The 21,585-nt window shown below is 61.7% G+C and carries 20 protein-coding genes; 10 read left to right on the top strand and 10 right to left on the bottom strand.

Annotated features, from left to right (window positions below):
* Positions 1-21: 21 nt before the first annotated feature.
* On the bottom strand, positions 22-2,580 hold the full coding sequence (locus ACJO3T_RS04000) for an EAL domain-containing protein (RefSeq protein ID WP_406965965.1): 2,559 nt from the start codon (positions 2,578-2,580) through the stop codon (positions 22-24).
* Positions 2,581-2,790: 210 nt separating this feature from the next.
* Complete coding sequence (locus ACJO3T_RS03995; protein WP_406965967.1) at positions 2,791-3,240, bottom strand: flavodoxin; 450 nt, start codon at positions 3,238-3,240, stop codon at positions 2,791-2,793.
* Positions 3,241-3,455: 215 nt separating this feature from the next.
* Here ACJO3T_RS03995 and ACJO3T_RS03990 point away from each other — a divergent pair, with 215 nt between their 5' ends.
* Positions 3,456-5,018 carry an inorganic phosphate transporter gene (locus ACJO3T_RS03990; RefSeq protein WP_406965968.1) on the top strand — a complete coding sequence of 521 codons (1,563 nt, stop codon included), beginning with the start codon at positions 3,456-3,458 and terminating at the stop codon, positions 5,016-5,018.
* A 153-nt stretch (positions 5,019-5,171) separates the two neighbouring features.
* Positions 5,172-5,438: a hypothetical protein gene (locus ACJO3T_RS03985; protein WP_328190112.1), complete on the top strand. Its 267-nt coding sequence runs from the start codon at positions 5,172-5,174 to the stop codon at positions 5,436-5,438.
* A 215-nt stretch (positions 5,439-5,653) separates the two neighbouring features.
* Here the strand turns inward: ACJO3T_RS03985 and panP are convergent, their stop codons facing one another.
* The 3 genes from panP to ACJO3T_RS03970 form a co-directional block, all read right to left on the bottom strand.
* On the bottom strand, positions 5,654-7,324 hold the full coding sequence (gene panP, locus ACJO3T_RS03980; RefSeq protein ID WP_406965970.1) for a pyridoxal-dependent aspartate 1-decarboxylase PanP: 1,671 nt from the start codon (positions 7,322-7,324) through the stop codon (positions 5,654-5,656).
* A gap of 176 nt (positions 7,325-7,500) precedes the next feature.
* Positions 7,501-7,842, bottom strand: coding sequence for a DUF503 domain-containing protein (locus ACJO3T_RS03975; protein WP_406965971.1), 342 nt, complete (start codon positions 7,840-7,842; stop codon positions 7,501-7,503).
* A complete protein-coding gene (locus ACJO3T_RS03970; protein WP_406965972.1) occupies positions 7,835-9,541 on the bottom strand; it encodes an isovaleryl-CoA dehydrogenase in 1,707 nt (568 codons plus the stop codon). The genes ACJO3T_RS03975 and ACJO3T_RS03970 overlap by 8 nt, the downstream gene beginning before the upstream one ends.
* 292 nt (positions 9,542-9,833) lie before the next feature.
* Between ACJO3T_RS03970 and ACJO3T_RS03965 the strand changes: the two genes are divergently transcribed.
* The 4 genes from ACJO3T_RS03965 to ACJO3T_RS03950 all read left to right on the top strand — a co-directional run bounded on the left by ACJO3T_RS03965 (position 9,834) and on the right by ACJO3T_RS03950 (position 14,788).
* Positions 9,834-10,052 (top strand): hypothetical protein, encoded by a 219-nt coding sequence (locus ACJO3T_RS03965; protein WP_406965974.1) that lies wholly within the window; start codon positions 9,834-9,836, stop codon positions 10,050-10,052.
* 171 nt (positions 10,053-10,223) lie between these two features.
* Positions 10,224-11,234 carry a porphobilinogen synthase gene (gene hemB, locus ACJO3T_RS03960; RefSeq protein ID WP_406965976.1) on the top strand — a complete coding sequence of 337 codons (1,011 nt, stop codon included), beginning with the start codon at positions 10,224-10,226 and terminating at the stop codon, positions 11,232-11,234.
* A gap of 1 nt (position 11,235) precedes the next feature.
* A complete protein-coding gene (gene ppk1, locus ACJO3T_RS03955; RefSeq protein ID WP_406965978.1) occupies positions 11,236-13,371 on the top strand; it encodes a polyphosphate kinase 1 in 2,136 nt (711 codons plus the stop codon).
* Positions 13,372-13,483: 112 nt separating this feature from the next.
* Complete coding sequence (locus ACJO3T_RS03950) at positions 13,484-14,788, top strand: DUF945 family protein (RefSeq protein ID WP_406977850.1); 1,305 nt, start codon at positions 13,484-13,486, stop codon at positions 14,786-14,788.
* A gap of 127 nt (positions 14,789-14,915) precedes the next feature.
* On the opposite strand, the gene coaD is transcribed toward ACJO3T_RS03950, so the two are convergent.
* Positions 14,916-15,395 carry a pantetheine-phosphate adenylyltransferase gene (gene coaD, locus ACJO3T_RS03945; protein ID WP_406965981.1) on the bottom strand — a complete coding sequence of 160 codons (480 nt, stop codon included), beginning with the start codon at positions 15,393-15,395 and terminating at the stop codon, positions 14,916-14,918.
* Between the two features lie 34 nt (positions 15,396-15,429).
* Entirely contained in the window at positions 15,430-16,875 is a 1,446-nt protein-coding gene (locus ACJO3T_RS03940; protein WP_406977849.1) for a coniferyl aldehyde dehydrogenase, read from the bottom strand.
* A gap of 183 nt (positions 16,876-17,058) precedes the next feature.
* Here ACJO3T_RS03940 and ACJO3T_RS03935 point away from each other — a divergent pair, with 183 nt between their 5' ends.
* Positions 17,059-17,742: a TetR/AcrR family transcriptional regulator gene (locus ACJO3T_RS03935; protein ID WP_406977848.1), complete on the top strand. Its 684-nt coding sequence runs from the start codon at positions 17,059-17,061 to the stop codon at positions 17,740-17,742.
* A 142-nt stretch (positions 17,743-17,884) separates the two neighbouring features.
* Here ACJO3T_RS03935 and yihA read toward each other — a convergent pair whose 3' ends face one another.
* The gene (gene yihA / locus ACJO3T_RS03930) at positions 17,885-18,502 is read right to left on the bottom strand and encodes a ribosome biogenesis GTP-binding protein YihA/YsxC (RefSeq protein WP_406965984.1); all 618 of its coding nucleotides are present in this window, start codon (positions 18,500-18,502) and stop codon (positions 17,885-17,887) included.
* A 207-nt stretch (positions 18,503-18,709) separates the two neighbouring features.
* On the opposite strand from yihA, the gene ACJO3T_RS03925 reads away from it, so the two are divergent.
* The 3 genes from ACJO3T_RS03925 to ACJO3T_RS03915 all read left to right on the top strand — a co-directional run bounded on the left by ACJO3T_RS03925 (position 18,710) and on the right by ACJO3T_RS03915 (position 21,082).
* Entirely contained in the window at positions 18,710-19,318 is a 609-nt protein-coding gene (locus ACJO3T_RS03925; protein ID WP_406977847.1) for a c-type cytochrome, read from the top strand.
* A gap of 203 nt (positions 19,319-19,521) precedes the next feature.
* On the top strand, positions 19,522-20,160 hold the full coding sequence (locus ACJO3T_RS03920) for a thiol:disulfide interchange protein DsbA/DsbL (RefSeq protein WP_406977846.1): 639 nt from the start codon (positions 19,522-19,524) through the stop codon (positions 20,158-20,160).
* A gap of 61 nt (positions 20,161-20,221) precedes the next feature.
* On the top strand, positions 20,222-21,082 hold the full coding sequence (locus ACJO3T_RS03915; RefSeq protein ID WP_406965987.1) for an endonuclease/exonuclease/phosphatase family protein: 861 nt from the start codon (positions 20,222-20,224) through the stop codon (positions 21,080-21,082).
* Between the two features lie 99 nt (positions 21,083-21,181).
* On the opposite strand, the gene rpmG is transcribed toward ACJO3T_RS03915, so the two are convergent.
* Positions 21,182-21,337, bottom strand: a complete 156-nt coding sequence (gene rpmG / locus ACJO3T_RS03910) for a 50S ribosomal protein L33 (RefSeq protein WP_328189573.1) — start codon at positions 21,335-21,337, stop codon at positions 21,182-21,184.
* An 11-nt stretch (positions 21,338-21,348) separates the two neighbouring features.
* Positions 21,349-21,585 (bottom strand): 50S ribosomal protein L28, encoded by a 237-nt coding sequence (gene rpmB / locus ACJO3T_RS03905; RefSeq protein ID WP_328189572.1) that lies wholly within the window; start codon positions 21,583-21,585, stop codon positions 21,349-21,351.

The following is a 21,585-nucleotide window of genomic DNA, read 5'->3' as shown; positions in this document are numbered from 1 at the left end:
TTGGTCGGGGTATCGCGACCGTTAGCGATGCCCCGACCGCATTGAGCGGACATCCTCCGACCGGAGCTGTCCGATAAGGTCCGCCAGCGGTTGTGGCCTGGCCAGGACGTAGCCCTGGACCATGTCGCAGTTCATCTCCAGCAGCATTGCTGCGGTTTCCCCGTCTTCCACCCCTTCCGCCACCACCCGATAGCCCAGGTTGTGGCACATGTCGATGGTGGTCTTGACGATGATCCGGTCGTCGGTGTGGGTGAGCAGGTCGGTGATCAGTGAGCGGTCGATCTTCACTTCGCAGGCCGGTAGCTGCTTGATGTAGGACAGGGAGGAGTAGCCGGAGCCGAAATCATCGATGGCCAGGGGGATGCCGGCGTAGTCCAGGGAGCGTAGAGTGCGCATGGAGTTGTCCGGGTCCTGCATCATCGAGGTTTCGGTGACCTCCAGGATCAGCCGGCCCTGGTGCTGGTGATGGCTGGCCATCAGCCGCTGGACGAACAGCGGGAAGTCCCGTTCCCGCAGATTGTTGGGGGATATGTTGATGGAGACGGTCAGGTCCAGCCCGGCTTCCAGCAGTACCTTCCGAGCCTCCAGGGCCTGCTCCATGACCCAGCGGGTCAGCGGGCGGATCAATCCGCTCTGTTCCGCCAGGGCAATCAACTGGTCGGCATGCACCGGGGGCTGTCGCCCGGGCCAGCGGATCAGGGCCTCCACCCCCACGATTTCCTTCCGTCTCAGGCACTGCTTGGGCTGGTACCAGAGGGCCAGTTCATTGTTCTCCAGGGCGTTGCGCAATTCCGTCACCAGGGTCAGCCGTTCCGGGCTGTAGGGGTCCCGGGCCGGATCATAGTAGGCCAGGCCCTTCTCGATGGCGATGGCGGACTCCTGGGCGACATAGGCCTGTCGCACCAGGGTATTCAGGTCCTGGCCATGGGTCGGGAACAGGGCTACGCCGATACAGCTGTCCAGGGGGAGTTGCATGCCCAGGTAGTCGATGGGCTCGCGGAGTTGTTCCATGCCCTGGGCCACGCGTCGGGGGTTGCTGTTGGCGGCGCCGGCATCCAGCAGGTAGGCGAAGGTGGCCGGCTCCAGCACGGCGAGGCAGTCCTCGTCCCGGGGACCGATGACCTGGATGCCGGGCAGGTCCCGGGCAATCCGGTGCAGTCGCAGGGCCACCAGTTCCATCAGGCGATCGGAGTTACGGTGCCCCAGGGTCTTGGTGATGGCCGCGAGGTTGTTGAGCCTGAGTACACAGACAGCCCAGCGTTTGCCGGGTTTCAGGTTGAGGGCCTCGCTGGCGTTCATCTCGAAGCAGGTGCGGTTTGGCAGGTGAGTCAGGGGCTCCCTCATGGCCTGGTCCAGAGACCGCTGTTCCGCCCGGCGCTGGGCGGACAGGGCCGCAAGTTCCGCTTCCCGGGAACGGGTACGGGATTCCCGTTCCCGGTAGATCCGGTGTGCGAGGGCGGCCGTCAGCACCAGCGCCTGGAAGGTCGAACCAAGCTGGACGCCATAGGTGGTGATGAAGCTGTTGGGCAGCAGGCCGTAGAAGTTGGCACTGGTGATCAGGCTGCCAATGGTGAGGGCGCCCCAGGCGAGGGTGTAGATGCCGGCCTGGGGGTGGCCCCGCACCCAGAGGATGGGACCGATCAGCGCCAGCAACATGCAGGTGGGCAGGGCGATGGACACCGACAGCCAGATGGACAGGTTGTAGTCGAAGATCGCCACGCCCAGCAGGGCGAACAGGTTCAACACGGTGGCCGCCTGCACCGAGTGCTGGATCCAGCCCCCGATGCGGTTGAGCCCCAGAAACTTCCGGGAGAACAGGACGATGGAAATGGCCGCCAGGGGGAGGGCCAGCAGGATACTGTAGTTCTGCAGTGTCGGGCTGTCGGGCCACAGTACCGGGTAGGTGATGCCCCGAAGTGACGCCAGTAGCAACAGGAAGCTGGCAGTGGTGGCCAGGTAGTACAGGTAGATCTTCTCCCGGAGGCCGGCAAACACCATCAGGCTGAACAGGATGATGGTCATCAGGGTGCCGTAGTACAGGGAGTGGAGCTGATCCTCCTTGGATAACCGCGCGTAGAGCGCTTCTGGCTCCCATAGTTCCATTGGCACATGGTGGGCGCCCTGGGTCTGTACGCGCAGCAGGATGCCGTTGTCCGCACCGGCGTCCCGCTCCGCCGGAAACAGGAAGTTGGGATGGTCCAGCGGTCGCTGGTCGTAGGGGAGCCTGTCCCCGGTACGAACGATCTCCCCCGGCCGGCCGTTGGTGAGTGGCCAGAAGCGGATGTCATCCAGGTGGGGGTAGCGGATCAGCAGAATTAAAGGGGATGTCCCGGCGGGGAGGGACAGGCGATACCAGAAGATATCTTCCTGGTATCCGAAATTCGGTGTCTGTCCGGCCAGGGGCTGCCAGTCGTCCCTGGCCAGCGCCTGTTGGGCCGTGAGGCCGGCTTCTTCCGGGGCGAGCCGCAGGTACTCGATGTCGTCCAGCGTGTCCGCGCCAAGGGTATCCGCCAGCCCGGTCGCCGGAGTGGCCAGGGTCAGGATGCTCAGCAGGATTGTCAGAACCGCCGTTCGATGCACAGAAAGCCTGTCTTGTTATCGTTATGCCGTGGATGTTGAATGCACTTGTACTAACGAGCCTCTGATCAACATTAAAAGCATGTTACCCAAGTGTCATGCTGGCACAGCATCATTCCCGACAAACCCGACAGATAACAGTACAGGATGTGAATTTCGTCCCGGTTTGGGTGTGACCGGCTCGTCAGCCAGCCAGAAGGACATTACGAGCCCTCAGCTTACCTGGTCGATCCAGTCCTTCACCCAGGGCAGGGCTTCCTCCTCCGGCTCCATGGTTTCCATGGCATCGATTCTCAGGGTCTCCCCCACCTTGCGGGCGGCCACTTCCTGGAAGGCTTCCTCCATCAGTTCACCTGCGCCACAATAGGTGTCGCCGTAGGAGCTGTCACCCAGCACGATGATGCCGAATGGCCGGCCTTCCTGCATGGGCAGTTTGTCGCGAAGCTCGACATAAAAAGGTAGCAGGTTCTCGGGGATTTCGCCCTGGCCGGTGGTGGAGGTGCATACCAGGACCGGGCCGGAGGTCTCTGACAGATTCTCAAGTGTGGGCTTCTCATGGACGGTAATGGACACCTGATCTGACGCCAGCTCCTCCCTGATCCTGCGGGCGGTCATCAGAGCCCCGCCAAAAACGCTGCCTACGAGAATCTGGATATCGGTCATGGTGCCCTTGCCTCCGGGGAAGTGGTCGAAAGGCCGCTATGGTAGCGATGGCGCCCTGTACCCTCAACCGGTGGTTGTCCGGTCCGGGAAGCAGGCGGCGCCAACCGCGTCGTGGACTATACTCCCGGGCGTATCCCGGCAGAAATATTTCAATTCCGTGTCAGAAATTTTATAGTGCCGTCCACCAATCAATTCGCTGCATTGAGAAACCCGATATGGCGCAATCAACCGGTTTTACGGATCAGGTCCTCACCAGCCCGTCGACGGAACGATATCGCATCGGCATCAGCCTGTTTTTCCTGGTCATTGTTGGTCTGGTGGTTGGCCAGATCGGCGGTGATATCCCCAACAAGTCCCTGCTGATTGCCGCGTCGGTCATCGCCGGCTACATGGCAATCAACATTGGCGCCAACGATGTTGCCAACAACGTGGGGCCGGCGGTGGGTTCCGGGGCCATTTCGCTGTTTGCCGCAGTGATGCTGGCGGCGGTGTTCGAAGCCGCCGGGGCGCTCATCGCCGGTGGGGACGTGGTGTCCACCATCAAGGGCGGAATCATCGCGCCAGAGCGCCTGGACGATGTATCCAGCTTCGTCTGGCTGATGACGGCGGCGCTCCTGGCAGGGGCGCTGTGGTTGAACGTGGCCACCTGGATGGGGGCGCCGGTCTCCACCACCCATTCCATCGTGGGCGGCGTCCTCGGTGCTGGTATCGCCGCTGGCGGCTGGGGCATCGCCGACTGGTCGGTGATGGCCAAGATCGCCGCCAGTTGGGTGATTTCCCCGGCCCTGGGCGGTCTGATTGCGGCCCTGTTCCTCTACGCGATCAAGAAGACCATCCTCTACCAGGGGGACCTGGTGGCCAGCGCCCGCCGCTTTGTGCCTCTGCTGGTGGCCATCATGGCCTGGGCCTTTGGCACCTACCTGATGATCAAGGGCGTGAAGAAGGTTATCAGCGTGGATTTCATGGGGGCCGCGCTGGTGGGGCTGGCGGTGGCCGTTGCGGTGTTCCTGCTGGTCCGCGCCCGGGTCAGTCGCCGTGCGGCCACCATGGAGAATAATGCCGACGGTGTGAATGCGCTGTTCGTGTGGCCGCTGATCTTCGCCGCCGGCCTGCTCAGCTTTGCCCACGGCGCCAACGATGTGGCCAATGCCATCGGTCCGCTTGCTGCCATCAACGATGCCCTGGCGGCGTCCAGTATCGTCTCTGACGCCAGTATTCCCCTGTGGGTGATGATGGTAGGGGCCCTGGGCCTGTCCGTGGGTCTGTTGCTGTTCGGTCCTCGGGTGATCAAGGTGGTGGGTTCCGAAATCACCGAGCTGGACAAGACCCGGGCCTTCTGTGTGGCCCTGTCCGCGGCCCTGACGGTGATCCTGGCCTCCCAGCTCGGGCTGCCGGTCAGCTCCACCCATATCGCCATCGGCGGTGTGTTCGGGGTGGGTTTCCTGCGGGAATACCTGAAACGCAGCTACGCCAGTCAGATCCACTCCATCCTGGAGAAGCATGACGATGTGGAGCGGGAGCGGCTGCAGCCGTTCCTGGATGATTTCCGCAACGCCAGTGTGGAGGAAATGGAGGCGCTGCTGAAGGAGGCCCGCAAGCACAAGCAGGAGATTCCGCTGTCCAAGAAGGAGCGCAAGCGCCTGAAGAAGATCTACCGGGAGGAACTGGTCAAGCGCTCCCACCTGATCCGGATTGCCGCGGCCTGGGTCATTACCGTCCCGGTATCCGCGATACTGGCGGCCATTCTCTACTTCACCGTTCGCGGTGTCATGGTCTGATACGCCCGTATCGATCCTGAGCGCCCTCCCTTCCGTCGAGACCGGCAGGAAGGAGGGCCGGGTTTATGCTTTCCCATTAACGACTGGTCGCCGGTGTGGGGTATCCTGCATACTCTTGGTGATACCTTTCCCTGAACCTGTCCGGAGATGTCTATGAGTACAGCAACTGAGAGCCGTCAGGCGAAAGTGATTGATGAGATGCGGGTCTTCATCAAGAAGGTTCTGAGTGATCCCACGGTGGCCGTCAAGTGTGTGGAGGTGGCCCGCAAGCACCGGGGCAAGCCGGATGCCCATCAGCTGATGGCGGATGAGATCAGTGCCTCGACGACGGTCCGTATTCCCGAGAACTGGAGTGAGGCGGACAAGATCTTCCTCGAAATCCTGGATGATGTGCTGGATGACGAGGAAGCGCTTTACTGATTCTTTGTCAGGGTCAGCCTGAGGGTTTTGGTGCAGGGCCGGGCAGGTGAGGGGCGGTTTTTCCGCCGCAATTCACGGCCCATCCCTGGACCGGCCTTGCTCCGGGCCATCCATGGCCCTGCTCCAAAACCACCCCTCACCTACCCGACCTTACGAAGTCCGCGTTAGCGCTGGCTGATCAGCTCGCATCAAATTGGGTTTGCGCCAGCCTGCAATCAGGCCCTCTTCGCCACCGGTCCCGCCAGCACAGCTTCTGTGTGCTGGTGCAGAATATCCATCTCATCCTTCAGCCCCGGCTCGCCGGCCAGCACCTTCTGCTCGTCCAGGATGTCATTGAGGATCTCTTTGGTGGTCAGCGGGTTGGCCAGCACCACCCGGAAGACGATGCAGGGGAACTTGCTGTAGCGGGCCGGCTCCAGCCGCGTCCGTGACACAAACGCCTTGCCCCGTTCCCGCTGGGTCTTCTGGATGTACTTGGTGACCCGGTTCAGGCTCATGTTGATGCGCTCCGCCTGGATCGGATCGGCGGCGGCCAGGGCCTGCTGGACCCGGGCCGGGCAGTAGCGGTAGGTGAGGATGTTCAGCTCCGGCGCGGTCACCAGCTCGAAATCCGGATGCTCGGTGATCATCTCCGCGAAGGTGCGGGCCTTGTCGATGCCCTGGTTGATCAGGATCTCATAGCCTTCCCGGGCCAGGATTTTGAGGCCCGAGTGGATCAGCATGGACATGCCCGGTCGAGAGCCTTCCAGGGTGTTGCTGCCCAGGTCCCGGGAGCCCTTGCGGATAATGTACTGGGCATGGTGCTCCACGGCGCTGGCCATGGTGGGATCGCGGAAGACCACCAGGCCCACGCCCATGGGCACGTAGAGCTGCTTGTGGGCGTCGAAGGTCACGGAATCCGCCTTCTCGATGCCCCGCAGCAGGGGGGCATGTTGCCGCGAGAACAGGGTGGGACCTCCCCAGGCGGCGTCCACGTGGAAGTGGGCACCGAATTCCCGGGCCACGTCCGCCATGGCATCCAGCGGGTCTATGTTGCCGGTCTCGGTAGTGCCGGCAATGCCGCAGATGGCCATGATCTTCACTTTCTGGCGCTGCAACTCCAGGCACTTGTCTCGCAGGTCGTCGATCTGGATGCGGTTATCGTCGTCCGTATCGACAGGTATCAGCGCGTCCCGGCCCAGGCCCAGCACGTCGGCGGCCTTGCGCAGGGAATAGTGACCACGGCGAGAGACCAGGATGGCCGCCCCATCGTGGCCATAGTACTTCAGCGCCCGGAACAGGCCTTCCTGGTGCAGGCCGCGGAAGCTGCCCTCCGCCGGGAAGGCCCGGTTGCGGGCTACCCACAGGGCGGTCAGGTTGGCAACGGTGCCGCCGGAGCACATGGCCCCCAGGGCGTGGCGGGGGTCGTGCATCCACTTGCGGTAGTAGGCGCCGTCCTGCTGATACACCAGCCGGTGGATCATGCCCAGTACCTGACGTTCCATGGGCGTGAACGCCTTGGAGGTTTCCGTTTTCACCAGGTTCTGGTTCAGGGCAATCATGATCTTGGACAGCGGCAGCATGAAGTAGGGCAGTGCCGAGGTCATGTGCCCGATAAAGCTGGGGGAGGCCGTGTGCACGGAGTTGGCCACCAGCTTGTCCAGCAGGAACTGGGCCTGCTCGGATACGAAGATGGGCTTTTCCGGAATGGCGGAGTCGGAGAAGTTCTTCTCCACCTCGCTGAGGTCACGCTCCACCGCAACAATATGCTCCTGCAGGAAACCGGCAAGGTTACCCGAGATATTCTGGTCAATCCGGCTCAGGGTGGATTCGGGGGCCTCGGGTACGGTAAATACCCGATACATCGCCTCTACCGACGCCTGGGCTGACTTTTTCTTACCGGTCATACGCGCCACGCAGTCTGTGGTATCCCCGGGCGTATCTTCCTGTCGCCCGGAGACTCTACGGAACTTTTATCAGGGGCGTCGTATCCTCGCCCCAGCACGGGTCCGTGGTCAGGGCCGCGTAGTATACGGCGTCATGCCATTGGTTGCCAAGCGAACAGTCATATCCGCACTGGCCCTTATAGCAGCTCCCGGTGTACCTCGAGTACCGGCGCGTCGATGCGTTGCTCGATCGCCTTCTCCACCTGGTCGAGCCGGGCGGTGAGCTGCTGTGAGGTGCCGCCGATGGCAACAATGCTCCACACGGCACTGTCCAGTGTCTCATAGTCTCCGGTTTCTGCCACGGCCAGGTCCGGCTCCCGGCCCCAGATCGCCCGCATGGGCGTGAAGACCTTGCGTTTGGCCTTCAGGTCCTCGACGCCGTAAAGCTGAAAGTGCAGCGTGACGATGCCGATATGGGGTGTAATGCTGGCGGGAGCGGCTTCCCGCTCTGCCAGCAGTTTTCGAAATGCATCAGACATGGGGGGTTGCCCGGTCCACGATGGCTTTCGCGTCCACGCCGCTGGGCAGGGCGCCGATGTTGTGGATGCCCCGGCTGTCGATGCGGGACGCGCAGTAGGCATCGGACACGGCCGCCGGTGCGTTGCGGATCAGCAGTGAGGCCTGCAGCGAGACCGCCAGGCGGTCCACCAGATCCCGGGCCTGGAAGGCGATCTGTTCCGGGTTGCCCATGGCGCCGCTGAAATCCTTCGCCAGCCGGTCCACGAATCCATCGAAACGGCGGTCGCTGCCCCGGGCCTGGTTCACCTCTGCCAGGAAAGCATCCAGGCTCTCCGGCGACTTCTGCAAGGCCCGCAGGGTATCCAGGCACTGCACATTGCCGGAGCCTTCCCAGATGGCGTTCACCGGGGATTCCCGGAACAGTCGCGGCATGATGCAGTCTTCCATCACCCCGCTGCCGCCAATGCATTCCATGGCCTCGTAGGCATGGTTGGGAGTGCGCTTGCAGATCCAGTACTTGCCCACCGGGGTGGCCAGTCTCAGGAACAGTTGTTCCTGCTCGTCGTTGCCGGCGTCCAGGGCCCGGGCGACGCGCATGGTGTAGCTCATGGCCGCCTCGTTCTCCAGCGCCAGGTCCGCCAGTACGTTCTGCATCAGCGGCTGGTCGCTGAGCCGGGCACCGAAGGCGCTGCGGTGATGGCAGTGGTGCAGGGCCTGGGCGGCGGCCTGACGCATGCCCGAGGAGCTGCCGATCATGCAGTCGAAGCGGGTCATGGCCACCATTTCGATGATGGTGGGCACGCCACGGCCTTCCTCGCCGATCATCCAGCCCAGGGCGCCCCGCAGTTCCGCCTCGCTGGAGGCGTTGGCGACGTTGCCCATTTTGTTCTTCAGACGCTGGATCTGCCACGGGTTCTTGGTGCCGTCAGGACGCCAGCGGGGCATCAGGAAACACGACAGACCACCCGGGGCCTGGGCCAGCACCAGGAAGGCGTCGCCCATGGGCGCGGAGACGAACCACTTGTGCCCCACCAGTTCATAGGCCTGGCCGGAGCCTTCCCTGCCGGTGGGAATTGCCCGGGTGGTATTGGCGCGTACGTCACTGCCGCCCTGTTTCTCGGTCATGGCCATGCCGATGGTCACGGAGCGCTTCTCGGAATCCGGCACGTTACGGGGATCGTAGCTGCAGTCCAGGATCTTGGGGGCCCAGGTTTCCGCCAGTTCCGGCTGCTTCATGATGGACGGCATGGAGGCAAAGGTCATGGTAATCGGGCAGCCGTGGGATGCCTCCACCTGGGTGTGCAGATAGTACTTGGCCGCCCTCGCCACATGGGCGCCGGGACCGGGCTTCTGCCAGGGGCTGCTGTGCAGGCCGTGCTCGGTGGCCAGTCGCATCAGCTCGTGATAGGCAGGATGGAAGCGGACTTCGTCGATACGGTGACCGAAGCGGTCATGGGTCTGGAACGTGGGCTTGTTGTCATTGGCCTGGAAACCCAGTTCGATGATATCGGGGCGGCCGGCCAGGGCGCCAAAGTCCGTCAGTTCCTGCCGGGCCCAGCTTGCGCCCTCGCGCTCAATGGCTTCCTGGAGGGCCCTGTCCTGCAGGAACAGGTTGTAGTTTTCCAGTGCCGGAGGCTGGTTGAAGACCTCGTGGGTCTGGGCCAGCCACTGGTCGGGAGTGAATCCGGACTTGGCGGGGGTTGGCTGTTTGGCGTTCATGTTAATGCCTCTCGGGGGTAACCAATTGTCTTTATTATAAAAATTTAAGGGAGCAGGCTTTCGTTCCGGCTGGTTACAAAAAGTTACAAAAAGATTTTGCGACATGATAGCGCTGTCATCTTTTACTGATTATAAAGACGCCAAGACGCTCATGCACGCCGTGCTTGTGATCAGCATGGTCAAGAGGTGTCGAACAGGAAACGGCCATCGGACTGCCTGGCTTTTCGGGGCGCGTTTCATTGAGCACGGGGGGCAGTGACGGGCTCCCGATTTTCGCTGATGGAGGCTAGCCATGAGTGAATTGGATGAAAACAGCCTGGAGCCGGCGGGCGGCTGGAACGAGATGGAAGACGATCATTCCATCGCCGGTCGTGCACGGATCCGGGCCCAGCTTGAAGCGGATATCCAGGCGTTCCTGAACGGGGGAGGCCGGATCCAGCAGGTCGACACCAGTTTCCGTAACGACGCCCCCCGCAAGGTCGAGGTGGGTTTCAACAACCGCAGTTTCTGATCAGGTCCGGGCGTTGCTGGCGATTGTCGGCAACGCCCCGCCCGCTGTTTTCCACGTCCGGCCGCTCCTGTGTCGCGGGGGACGATCCGCACTCTTATGTTTCAGGTCATGCCCCAGTAACATCGTGATGTGTATGATAGTCCGTTAAACAGTCCAGTTACGGAGGCTTTCGTGTTCTCACTTCCCAATCGAGGTTATCCCGGCACCCGTCTGCGCAGGAACCGGGTGGACGACTTTTCCCGCCGGCTGGTCAGGGAGAACCAGCTCAGCGTGGATAACCTGATCTATCCGGTATTTGTGCTGGAGGGTAAAGGGCAGCGGGAGGCCGTGCCGTCGATGCCCGGCGTGGAACGCCTGAGCGTCGACCTGCTGCTGGAGCATGCCCGCGAGGTGCATGACCTGGGCATTCCCGCCATTGCCCTGTTCCCGGTGGTGCCGCCGGAAAAAAAGGACCTGGATGGTTCCGGAGCCTGGGATACCGACGGCCTGGCCCAGCGTGCCACCCGCGCGCTCAAGGAACAGTTTCCGGCACTGGGCGTGATTACCGACGTCGCGCTGGATCCGTTCACCACCCATGGCCAGGACGGCATCCTTGATGACAACGGCTACGTGCTGAACGACCGCACCGTGGAAGCCCTGGTGAAACAGGCCCTGTCCCATGCCGAGGCGGGCGCCGACGTGGTGGCACCGTCGGACATGATGGATGGCCGGATTGGCGAGATTCGCCAGGCCCTCGAGCAGGCCGACCGGGTGAACACGCGGATCCTGGCCTATTCCGCCAAGTACGCCTCTTCCTACTATGGCCCGTTCCGGGATGCGGTGGGCTCGGCCGGCAACCTGGGCAAGGGCAGCAAGGAAACCTACCAGATGGACCCGGCCAACAGCGACGAGGCCCTGCATGAGGTGGCCATGGACCTGGCCGAAGGTGCCGACATGGTGATGATCAAGCCCGGCATGCCCTACCTGGACATCGTCCATCGGGTGAAGACCGAGCTGAAAGTACCCACCTTTGTCTACCAGGTCAGCGGCGAGTACGCCATGCACATGGCCGCCGCCCAGAATGGCTGGCTGGATGGCGACAAGGTAATGATGGAAAGTCTCATGGCCATGCGCCGGGCTGGTGCCGACGGCATCCTGACCTACTTTGCGGTGCGGGCGGCACGCCTGCTCAAGGGAGGTTGATATGAGTATGGAACAGGTACCGGAGGTCGGGAAGGTGGGCGAAGTGGCTGCGGTACCTGAACCGGTGGAGGTGCCGGAGCAGGTGCTGGACCTTACCGCCCGGGAAAACTATTTCAACCGCGAACTGAGTCATCTGCAGTTCAACTACCGGGTGCTCAAGCAGGCTCTGGATGAACATCATCCGCTGCTCAACCGCCTGATCTTCTGCTGTATTTTCAGCAGCAACATGGACGAGTTCTTCGAGATCCGCGCGGCCGGCCTGCGTCAACAGATGAAATATGGCCGCGAGATGGTGGGGCCGGACGGTATGCTGCCGGAGCAGGTGCTGCAGGAAATCAGCCAGGTGGCCCACGAATACATTTCAGAACAGTACGATATCCTCAACAAGGTCCTGATTCCGGAAATGGAGCGGGAGGGTATCCACTTCGTGCGTCGCCGCGACTGGACCCCGGCCCAGGCGGAGTGGGTGCGCCAGTACTTCGAGGATGAGATCCTGCCGGTGGTCAATCCCATCGGGCTGGATCCTTCCCACCCGTTCCCGCGACTGGTCAACAAGAGCCTCAACTTCATTGTCGAGCTGGACGGCAAGGATGCGTTCGGCCGGGAGACCGGCATGGCCATCGTACCGGCGCCCCGGTCATTGCCCCGCCTGGTGCGCCTGCCCGATGACGTCTGTGATGGCGGTGATAATCTGGTGTTCCTGTCGTCCATGATCCACGCCCACGCCGATGAGCTGTTCCCGGGCATGGAGATCAAGGGCTGTTACCAGTTCCGCCTGACCCGCAACGCCGACCTGGAACTGGAGGACGACCTGGAAGACCTGGCCTCGGCGCTGCGCGGCGAACTGCTGAGCCGCCGCTTCGGCGACGGGGTGCGGCTGGAGGTGGCTGACAACTGCCCCGAGGAACTGATCCAGTTCCTGTTGCGGCAGTTTGGTCTTACCGAACGGGATCTGTACAAGGTTCATGGCCCGGTCAACCTGACCCGGCTGATGGCCGTCAGTGGGCTGGTCAACCGGCCGGATCTCACCTATCCGGGGTTCTCGCCGGCGGTGCCCAAGCCGATCCGCAACAACGAGGTGATTTTCGACGCCATCCGCAAGCAGCCGATCCTGCTGCTGCATCCCTACGAGAGCTTCACGCCGGTGGTGGATTTCCTGCGCCAGGCCGCCAAGGATCCCCAGGTGCTGGCCATTCGCCAGACCCTGTACCGCACCGGGGCCGACTCGGAGATCGTCGAGGCGCTGATGGATGCGGCCCGTCGCGGCAAGGAAGTGACCGCGGTGATCGAGTTGCGCGCCCGTTTCGACGAGGCGGAGAACCTGGAGCTGGCCAGTCGCCTGCAGGAATCCGGGGTGGTCGTGGTGTACGGCGTGGTGGGGTACAAGACCCACGCCAAGATGATCCTCATTGTGCGTCGCGAGGAAGGTCGCCTGAAGCGCTACGTCCACCTGGGGACCGGCAACTACCACGCCGGTAACGCCAGGCTCTATACCGACTACAGCTACCTGTCCGCCGATGATGCCCTGTGCGACGACGTCAACAAGCTGTTCCAGCAGCTTACCGGTATGGGCAAGGCCCTCAAGATCAAGAAACTGTTCCACGCGCCTTTCACCCTGCACCGGCGGCTGATCGAGATGATTGACCGGGAAGCCGGCTTCGGCAGCGACGGTCGCATCATCTTCAAGTTCAACGCCCTGACCGATCCGGAAGTGATGCTCGCCCTGTACCGGGCCTCACAGGCCGGTGTGAAGATCGACCTGATCATCCGTGGTATCTGCTGCCTGCGTCCGGGGGTGCCGGGGCTGTCGGAGAACATCCAGGTGCGCTCCATTATCGGGCGCTTCCTGGAGCACACCCGTGTCTACTGGTTCGGCCACAATGGCAAGCCGGAGGTGTACTGCTCCAGCGCTGACGGCATGGTCCGTAACCTGGTAAACCGGGTCGAGGTGGCCTTCCCGGTGGAGGAGCGCAGCCTGGTCAACCGCCTTGAGGAAGACCTGGATGCCTGTTTACGTGACAACTGTCAGAGTTGGGTCTTGCAGCCTGATGGACGTTACCTGCAAAATCAGCCCTCACCGGAGGAGGAGCGCTTTGCGTCCCAGTCGGTCCTGCTGGACCGGCTAAGTGCCAAGTGATCCGGCGCCGGTTTCGCAGCCCGTTCACGAGGAAACGGGCGGGACCAGTAAACAGGGAGGTTTGAACGGTGCCACCGCGCCCGGGCTGACTCCCTGAATTGGAGTACAGGACATGAAAAAAACATGGATCATCGCCGGCGGCGTGGTCGTGGCGGCAGCGGCGGCTGCCCCATGGGCCGTGGGAATGCTGACGGAACAGCAATGGCAGGCAGCGACCGGGGACTTCAACCAGGCCCAACCCCTCTTTATCATGGAAACGGCGGAGTATGACCGGGGTTACCTGGAGTCCACCATCACGGGCCAGCTCTATGTGGTGGACCCGGATACCGGAGAGCGGCATGCCATCGGCTGGACGGGCGATGTCTCCCACGGCATCACCAGCAGCACCATCCTGTTCAACTTCGACCTGCCCGAGGACGAGGAGTTCGAGAAGGTCTTCCCGGACGAGAAGCCAACCCTGACCGTCACCACCAGCGCCTGGGGTTCCTCCCTGGTGGAACTGGATGTGCCGGCCATTGATTACATGGACGAGGGAGCCGGTGAATCCCTGAATGTTTCCCGGAGCTATTCCACCCTGGAGTTCAGCGCTGGTGGCGAGCAGATGAATCTCGACATGCAGTGGCCCGGGCTGGTGCTGCGGACCCCGGATATGCGCTTGTCCATGGAAAACCTGGACATGGAACAGCAGGCCACTCTGTTGACGGGGCAGTTGTGGACCGGTGAAGGCAGCATGACCGTGGCCAAGGTGTCCGTCGCCGCCCGGGATGAGCCGGAGGTCGTGCTGGAAGGCCTGGAGGTTGTCTCCGATACTGAGGCGGTGAATGATGACCAGTCATTCGACCTCGACAGCACCATGACCCTAGACAAGGTCAGCTACGGCGATGAGGGCTATGGTCCCCACAGCTTTGATTTCCGGATGCAGGAGGTGGATGTCGCCGCCTGGAACGAACTGATGGAAGCGGCCCAGGCGATGCAGGAGCTCAGCATGGCCTCCGGTGACGATCCCCAGAAGGCTTTCCAGCAGCAGATGCAGGCCACCATGGCCATGACGGGCGGGTTGGAGAAGCTGATGGCCCGGGGTCTGACGGTGGTCACCGATATGGATATTTCATCGCCGGAGGGACCGGTGACCGGTCACCTGAAAGTCGCCCATCCGGAGCAGCCGGACAAGGACCGGGTGCCGTTCATGCTGATCGCCCAGACCATCGAGGGCGAGATGAACCTGAAGATCCCCGTGGCACTGGGAGAGCGCTATCCGGAGCTGGGAGATCAACTGATGCCCATGGTGATCCAGGGCGCCCTGGTGGAAGAGGGGGACTTCTACGTGATGGATGCCTCTTTGAAGGACATGACAGTCAACCTCAACGGTCAGGAGATGCCCATCCCCATGCCGGGAACCTCGCCGATGCTGCAGTAAGGTATCACCGGTCACAAAAAACCGGAGCCCGCGGGCTCCGGTTTTTTTATGCCTGACAGGCCGCGGTCAGGCTATTCGCCGGTAATGATCAGGGCCATGGGTGGTTACCTGATGGAAGGCTCACAGCTTACTTGGCGAACTTCGCCCTGAGAGCCTCGTGCACCACCGGTGACACGAATTCCGCCACGTCACCGTCCAGGGAGGCAATCTCCCGGATCAGCGACGAGGAAATGTACGACAGGTGGTTGGACGGTGTCAGGAACACGCTCTCCACTTCCGGGGCCAGGTGACGGTTCATGTCCGCGAGCTGGAACTCGTACTCGAAATCGGACACCGCCCGCAGGCCGCGCAGCAGCACAGTACCGTTCTGCTCGCGGACAAAATCCGCCAGCAGGTTGTTGAAACCCACCACCCGGATGTTATCCAGATGAGCGGTGGACTCTTCCGCCAGACGAACCCGTTCCTCCAGGGTGAACAGCGGGTTCTTCTTGGAGCTGTGGGCAACGGCGATCACCACCTCGTCAAACAGCCGCCTGGCCCGCTCCACCAGATCGGTGTGGCCGTTGGTGATGGGGTCAAAGGTTCCCGGGTAGATAACCGTTGTCATGGCGTACTCCTTCTGGTTTCAGAGGCCCGAGATACTAGCGAATAAAGAACCGATAGACCAGTTTGTGCAGGGGGCCGCCGTGGGGCGGATACACCAGCTTGCCGCTGTTGAGCTTCTGCTTGGCGAACACCGCGCGGCTGTGGGAGAAGGTCAGGAAGCCTTCCTTGCCGTGGTAGTGCCCCATGCCGGAGTCCCCGATGCCACCAAAGGGCAGGTCATCCTGGGCCACGTGCAGCAGCGAGTCGTTGATGCAGACGCCGCCGGAATGGGTGCCCGCCAGCAGGCGCTTCTGTTCGTCCCGCTCGTAACCGAAATAGTACAGGGCCAGTGGCCGCGGACGGCTGTTGATGTAGGCCATGGCGTCTTCCAGTCCCTTGCTGGGCACCACCGGCAGGATCGGGCCGAAGATTTCGTCCTGCATCACCTTCATGTCGTCGGTGGGGTTGAGCACCAGGGTGATCGGGATCTTGTGGCAACCGTCCTCGAAGGACTCCCCGGCCGGGTTTACCTCCACCAGTTGTGCGCCCTTGCTGCGGGCGTCCGCCAGCAGTTCCCGGAGGCGCTGGTACTGACGCTCGTTGATGATGCTGGTGAAGTCCGGGTTGTCCCGCAGGGTGGGATACATGCGGCCCAGGGCATCCTGGACGGCGTCCACGAAGGCGTTGACCCGGTCCGAGGGGCACAGCACATAGTCCGGCGCCACGCAGGTCTGGCCGGCATTGAACGCCTTGCCGAAGGCGATGCGTTCGGCGGCATCCTCCATGGGCACGTCATTGGAGATCACTGCCGGGGACTTGCCGCCCAGTTCCAGGGTGACCGGCGTCAGGTTCTCGGCCGCTGCTTTCATCACCAGTCGGCCCACGGTGGTGGAGCCGGTGAACAGCAGGTGATCGAAGGGGCGACCGGAAAAGTCGGCGGCGACGTCGGCCTCGCCATTGACTACTGCAACCAGGTCCCGGGGGAAGGTGGTCTCCACCAGGTTGGCCAGCAGGGCAGAGGTGTGGGGAGTGAATTCCGACATCTTGATCATGGCCCGGTTGCCCGCCGCCAATGCTGCCACCAGTGGCCCTATGGCCAGGTACAGGGGGTAGTTCCAGGGTACGATAATGCCCACCACGCCCTTGGGCTGGTAGAAGACCTTGTTGCTCGCCGGCTGGAACAGCACCGAGACATGCCGGCGGTCCGGCTGCATCCAGTCCTTGAGGTGCTCCATGGCGTAGTTGATGCCCTGAATGGACGGCATGATCTCCGCAATCAGGGTTTCATCCTGGGAGCGGCCATTGAAGTCCTTGTCGATCGCCTCGCAGAACTGCTCCTGATGGGCGATCAGGGCCTTCTTGAGGCGCAACAGGTTGTCCTTGCGCTCACTAAGGGTCGGTAACGGGTTGCGGCTGAAGGCCTGTTTCTGTTCGGCCAGTATCCTGGCGGTGAGCTGGATCTGTTTCTTGCTCTCGTTCATCGGGACGACGGTGGCGCTCATGATAGGATCCTCGGCGAGATGGTTCGACGCGGGCAGTCCACCTTCAGACAACCACGGTACCCTTGAAAGGTCTGAGAAAGGTCTGCGACTGATTAGAGTTTATACTCCAATTCGTACCGGAATAAATCCGGGATTGCCAGTGGTCCCCTGAAAAATCATTTGCGCCGGAAATCAGACCAGACAATGTCAGCATCCTCGCCGAAAAATACCGGGAATACCCGGGACCGGATTCTCCAGGTGGCCCTGGACAGCTTCAACTGCCAGGGTGAACGCAATGTGTCCACCAACCATATAGCGGCCGACCTGGGTATCTCCCCGGGCAATCTCTATTACCACTTTCGTAACAAGGCCGACATCGTCTACCAGCTATTCCGGCAGTATGAGTCCCTGGTGGATAGCTATCTGAAGGTACGGAGTGGCAACGCCCTGACAATCGATGACCTGGTGTTCTACCTGGAGTCGGTGGTGGATGGCCTCTGGCGGTTCCGCTTCCTGCATCGGGAGCTGGCGTTCCTGCTGGAGAACGACGACCGTCTGCGACGTGAGTACCGGGCCTTTACCGCACGCTGCCTGGTGGCCATTGAAAACATCCTGCACGGCCTGATCCGGGGTCGGGTGCTGCAGTCGCTGTCCGATGAATTGCGCCAGGCCCTGGCCCTGAACATCTGGCTGGTGATCACCAACTGGATGGAGTTCCTCAAGACCACCAATGAAAGCCGGGAACTGGTGCTGGCGGAGGTGCGCCAGGGCATCTATCAGGTGTTGACCCTGCACCTGCCCTACCTGGATCCGGCCCACCGGGACGAGGTGCTGATCCTGAGGGACCGATATCGGCCGGATATGCCCTGGGCCATGTCCGGAGAGTGATGTGACAGGAACTTTACGGCGACAGGGCGGTCATACTCCATACCGGCAACCACGGACGTGCCGGTAAGAGACTCAGGTCTCAGTACGTCGCAAACCCTGACGATTCCCGACCGGGACTTCCGGTCGGGTTTTTTATGGCGGGTTACCCCTCCAGCCAGCCGGTCAGGCCATTACGGCACTCTTCCAGGCCGGTTTTGGTGGTTGCCGAGAACATGATCAGGTGGTGCAGACACTGCACATCTTTCAGCGCCTGCCGGATACCCAGCATGGCGGTCTTTGCCTGGCCGAACTTCAGTTTGTCCGCCTTGGTGGCCAGGATCATCAGCGGCAGATTGTTATGTTCGCACCATTCCACCATCATCTGGTCAAAGTCGGTCAGTGGGTGCCGGATATCCATCACCAGGACCAGTCCCGCCAGGCTGCGCCGGTCAGTCAGGTAGTGGCTCAGGTGCTGCTGCCAGTCGTCCTTCATGTCCCGGGACACCTTGGCGTAGCCGTAGCCGGGCAGGTCCACCAGCCGGCAGTCGGCCCGGTTCAGCGAGAAGAAGTTGATCAGCCGGGTGCGGCCGGGCGTTTTGCTGGTGCGGGCCAGCTTGCCATTGGCGGTGATGCAGTTAATGGCGCTGGACTTGCCGGCGTTGGAACGACCGGCGAAGGCGACCTCGCGACCGCTGTCCGGTGGGCAGTCCGTTAATTGCGCGGCGCTGACCAGGAAGCGGGCACTGTTGTAGGAAATCGGCTTGGGTGTTTCAGTGGTCACGAATACGTCCTGAATGACACGGGTAAAGGGCGGGTGGCTGCAAACAGGGCCATGGCATTTATTCATGGGCTCCTTAATGTATAATGCTACACCAATTTCCGGACGGTGCGCAGGGTACCACGGCCAATGGCCCACCAGTCGGGGCTTTGCCCGGCTCTGCCGGCGGCACGAAGAATAATGTTTCTGATGAGAGATAGCGGAGCGAGCATGAAAAAACTGATCGCAGGTGTGGTTCTCGGCCTGGGCCTCTCCATGACAGCCCATGGCGCGGGAGATCCTGAAGCAGGTGAGGCAAATGCTGGTGTTTGTGCGGGCTGTCACGGGCAGAATGGCGCGGCTCCGGTTATGGCGGTGTATCCGAAACTGGCGGGGCTGGGGGAAACCTACCTGGTCCAGCAGTTGCGTGCCATTCGCGACGGTGATCGCGAGATCGCTGAAATGACCGGCATGCTGGACGATATGAGCGACGAGGACCTGCAGGATCTGGCGGCTTACTTCGACCAGACCGAGATGCCCGTCAGTCAGGCCAGCGAGGAAAACCTGGAGCAGGGGCGTAGCCTCTACAAGGGGGGCAACCTGGCCTCCGGTGTGGCCGCCTGTGCCGCCTGTCACAATCCCGAGGGCAAGGGCAACGGCCCTGCCGGCTACCCCCACCTGGGTGGCCAGGGTGCCGAGTACGTGATCAAATCACTGAAGGCGTACCGGAACGGTGAGCGGAACGGGGCGCCCCAGTCGCAGATCATGGTGGACATTGCCTCCCGTCTGACGGATACCGAGATCGAGGCCGTGGCCAACTACATTTCCGGTTTGCACTGATCGTTTTCCGATCAACGGTTGCCCGGAACAAAGCCCGCCTTGTGCGGGCTTTTGCGTTTCTGACATCCTGTCGGTGCTGTAAGGGTCACTGGCTGGACCTGAAGGGGCAGCATGGCATAATCCGTGGCAGATGAACCTTTTGCCGGTGAGCCTGTCTCACGCAAGTCCATGAAACAACCAAAAAACCAATCCAGAGGTGCTTGATGGGTATTTTCCGATCTCTTGCCGCCGGCGTTATCGCCGCGACCGTCGCTTTCTCCGCTTCAGCCCAGGATCAATGGGTGGAAGGCGAGCACTATGAACGCCTGTCCACGGAGGTATCCGCCTCTTCTGGAGAGGGGATCGAGGTGGTTGAGGTGTTCTGGTACGGCTGCGGTCACTGCAACGACTTTGAACCCTTCATGCAGGCCTGGAAGAAAGACATCGGCGACGACGTCAACCTGGTTCTGCTGCCCGCACCGATGAACAAGGCGGCTGTCCAGCATGCCTACGCGTATTACGCCACCGAGGCGATTGGTGCCACCGACAAGACCCACGAGGCCTTTTATACAGCGCTGGCCGAAGAGCGTCAGGATCTGACCAGTGCGTCCGCCCTCGCGGATTTTGTTGAGACCCAGGGGGTTGACCGGGAAGCCTTCCTCAAGGCCTTTAACAGTTTCGGGGTCAAGGCCCAGGTGCAGCGGGGTATGTCGGTACTGCGGGGCGCCCAGGTACGCGGTACCCCCACCATGCTGGTGGCGGGGAAGTACAAGACCGGACCCGGCATGACCGGTGGTCATGCGGAAACCCTGGAAGTCGTGGACTACCTTATTGAGAAGGAGCGTAGCGAAAGCACCGACTAACGACGACCTGGCCGAGCGTGGACGCCTGGCCCGGTGTCAGACTGTTTCCGGAGCCTGATCAATGTATCGTAGGTTGAAACATGGGTTCAGTAACATCTCTGGCCGCGCCTCGCCCTCGGGCGGGGCCTGCTCGGGTATGGATCATGTGCCGGATTTCGAGCCCCATCGCCATATCCGCCTGCTGACCTTCAATATCCAGGTGGGGATCAACACCGCCTCCTACCATCACTACGTGACCCGTAGCTGGCAGCATGTGCTGCCCCACCGGGGGCGTATCGATAACCTGGACCGTATTGCCAGCCTGCTGCGCAGCTATGACGTGGTGGCCCTGCAGGAGTGTGACGGCGGCAGCCTGCGTAGTGGCTACATCAACCAGGTCCAGTACCTGGCCGAGGCCAGTGGCATCCCCTACTGGCGCCAGCAACTGAACCGTAACCTGGGGCCGGTGGCTCAGCACAGCAATGGCCTGCTCAGCCGTTTCCGTCCGCTGGATGTGACCGAGCACCGCCTGCCCGGGCTGCTGCCTGGGCGGGGGGCCATTATCGCCCGTTTCGGCGATATCGACGATCCGCTGGTGCTGGTGATCATGCACCTGTCCCTCAGCAAGGCCGGCCAGGCCCGGCAACTGGCCTATGTCCACGAGCTGATCGCGGACTATCGGCACGTGGTGCTGATGGGAGACCTGAACAACCATGCCGAGGAGCTGCTGACCAACACCCCCCTCAAGCATGCCAACCTGATTCCCCTGCCGGATACCGCCCACAGCTTCCCAAGCTGGCGACCGGAGCGGGCGCTGGACCATATCCTGGTAAGCCCAAGCCTGGAAATCCGCAACTCCGAGGTGGTGAGCTATCCGGTGTCCGACCACCTGCCCATTGCCATGGATATCGCCCTGCCCAAGGGCTATCTGAAGACCTTCTGAGTTTACAGGGAGGGTGCTCGGGGCGATTCCTGACATCACTTCAAATGCCGGGCACAAAAAAACCCGGCCGGGGCCGGGTTTTTCCTGAAAGCAAAGACCTTACTTGATCTTGGCTTCCTTGTACTCAACGTGCTTACGTACCACCGGATCGTACTTTTTCATAGCGATCTTTTCCGGGGTGTTACGCTTGTTCTTCTTGGTCGTGTAGTAGTGACCAGTACCTGCTGATGAAACCAGCTTGATTTTCTCGCGCATGATGCGGCTCCTTATACTTTCTCGCCGCGGGCACGAAGGTCGGCCAGCACAGCGTCAATGCCTTTCTTGTCGATAACACGCATACCCTTGGTGGATACACGCAGCTTTACGAAGCGCTTCTCAGACTCGACCCAGAAGCGGTGGTTCTGCAGGTTGGGCAGAAAACGACGCTTGTTGTGGTTCATCGCGTGAGAAACGTTGTTACCGGTTACCGGTCGCTTACCGGTTACCTGACAGACTCTGGACAT

This window comes from Marinobacter shunpengi (assembly GCF_045449715.1).
Lineage (GTDB): Bacteria > Pseudomonadota > Gammaproteobacteria > Pseudomonadales > Oleiphilaceae > Marinobacter.
This window is presented reverse-complemented; position numbering and strand designations above follow the sequence as displayed.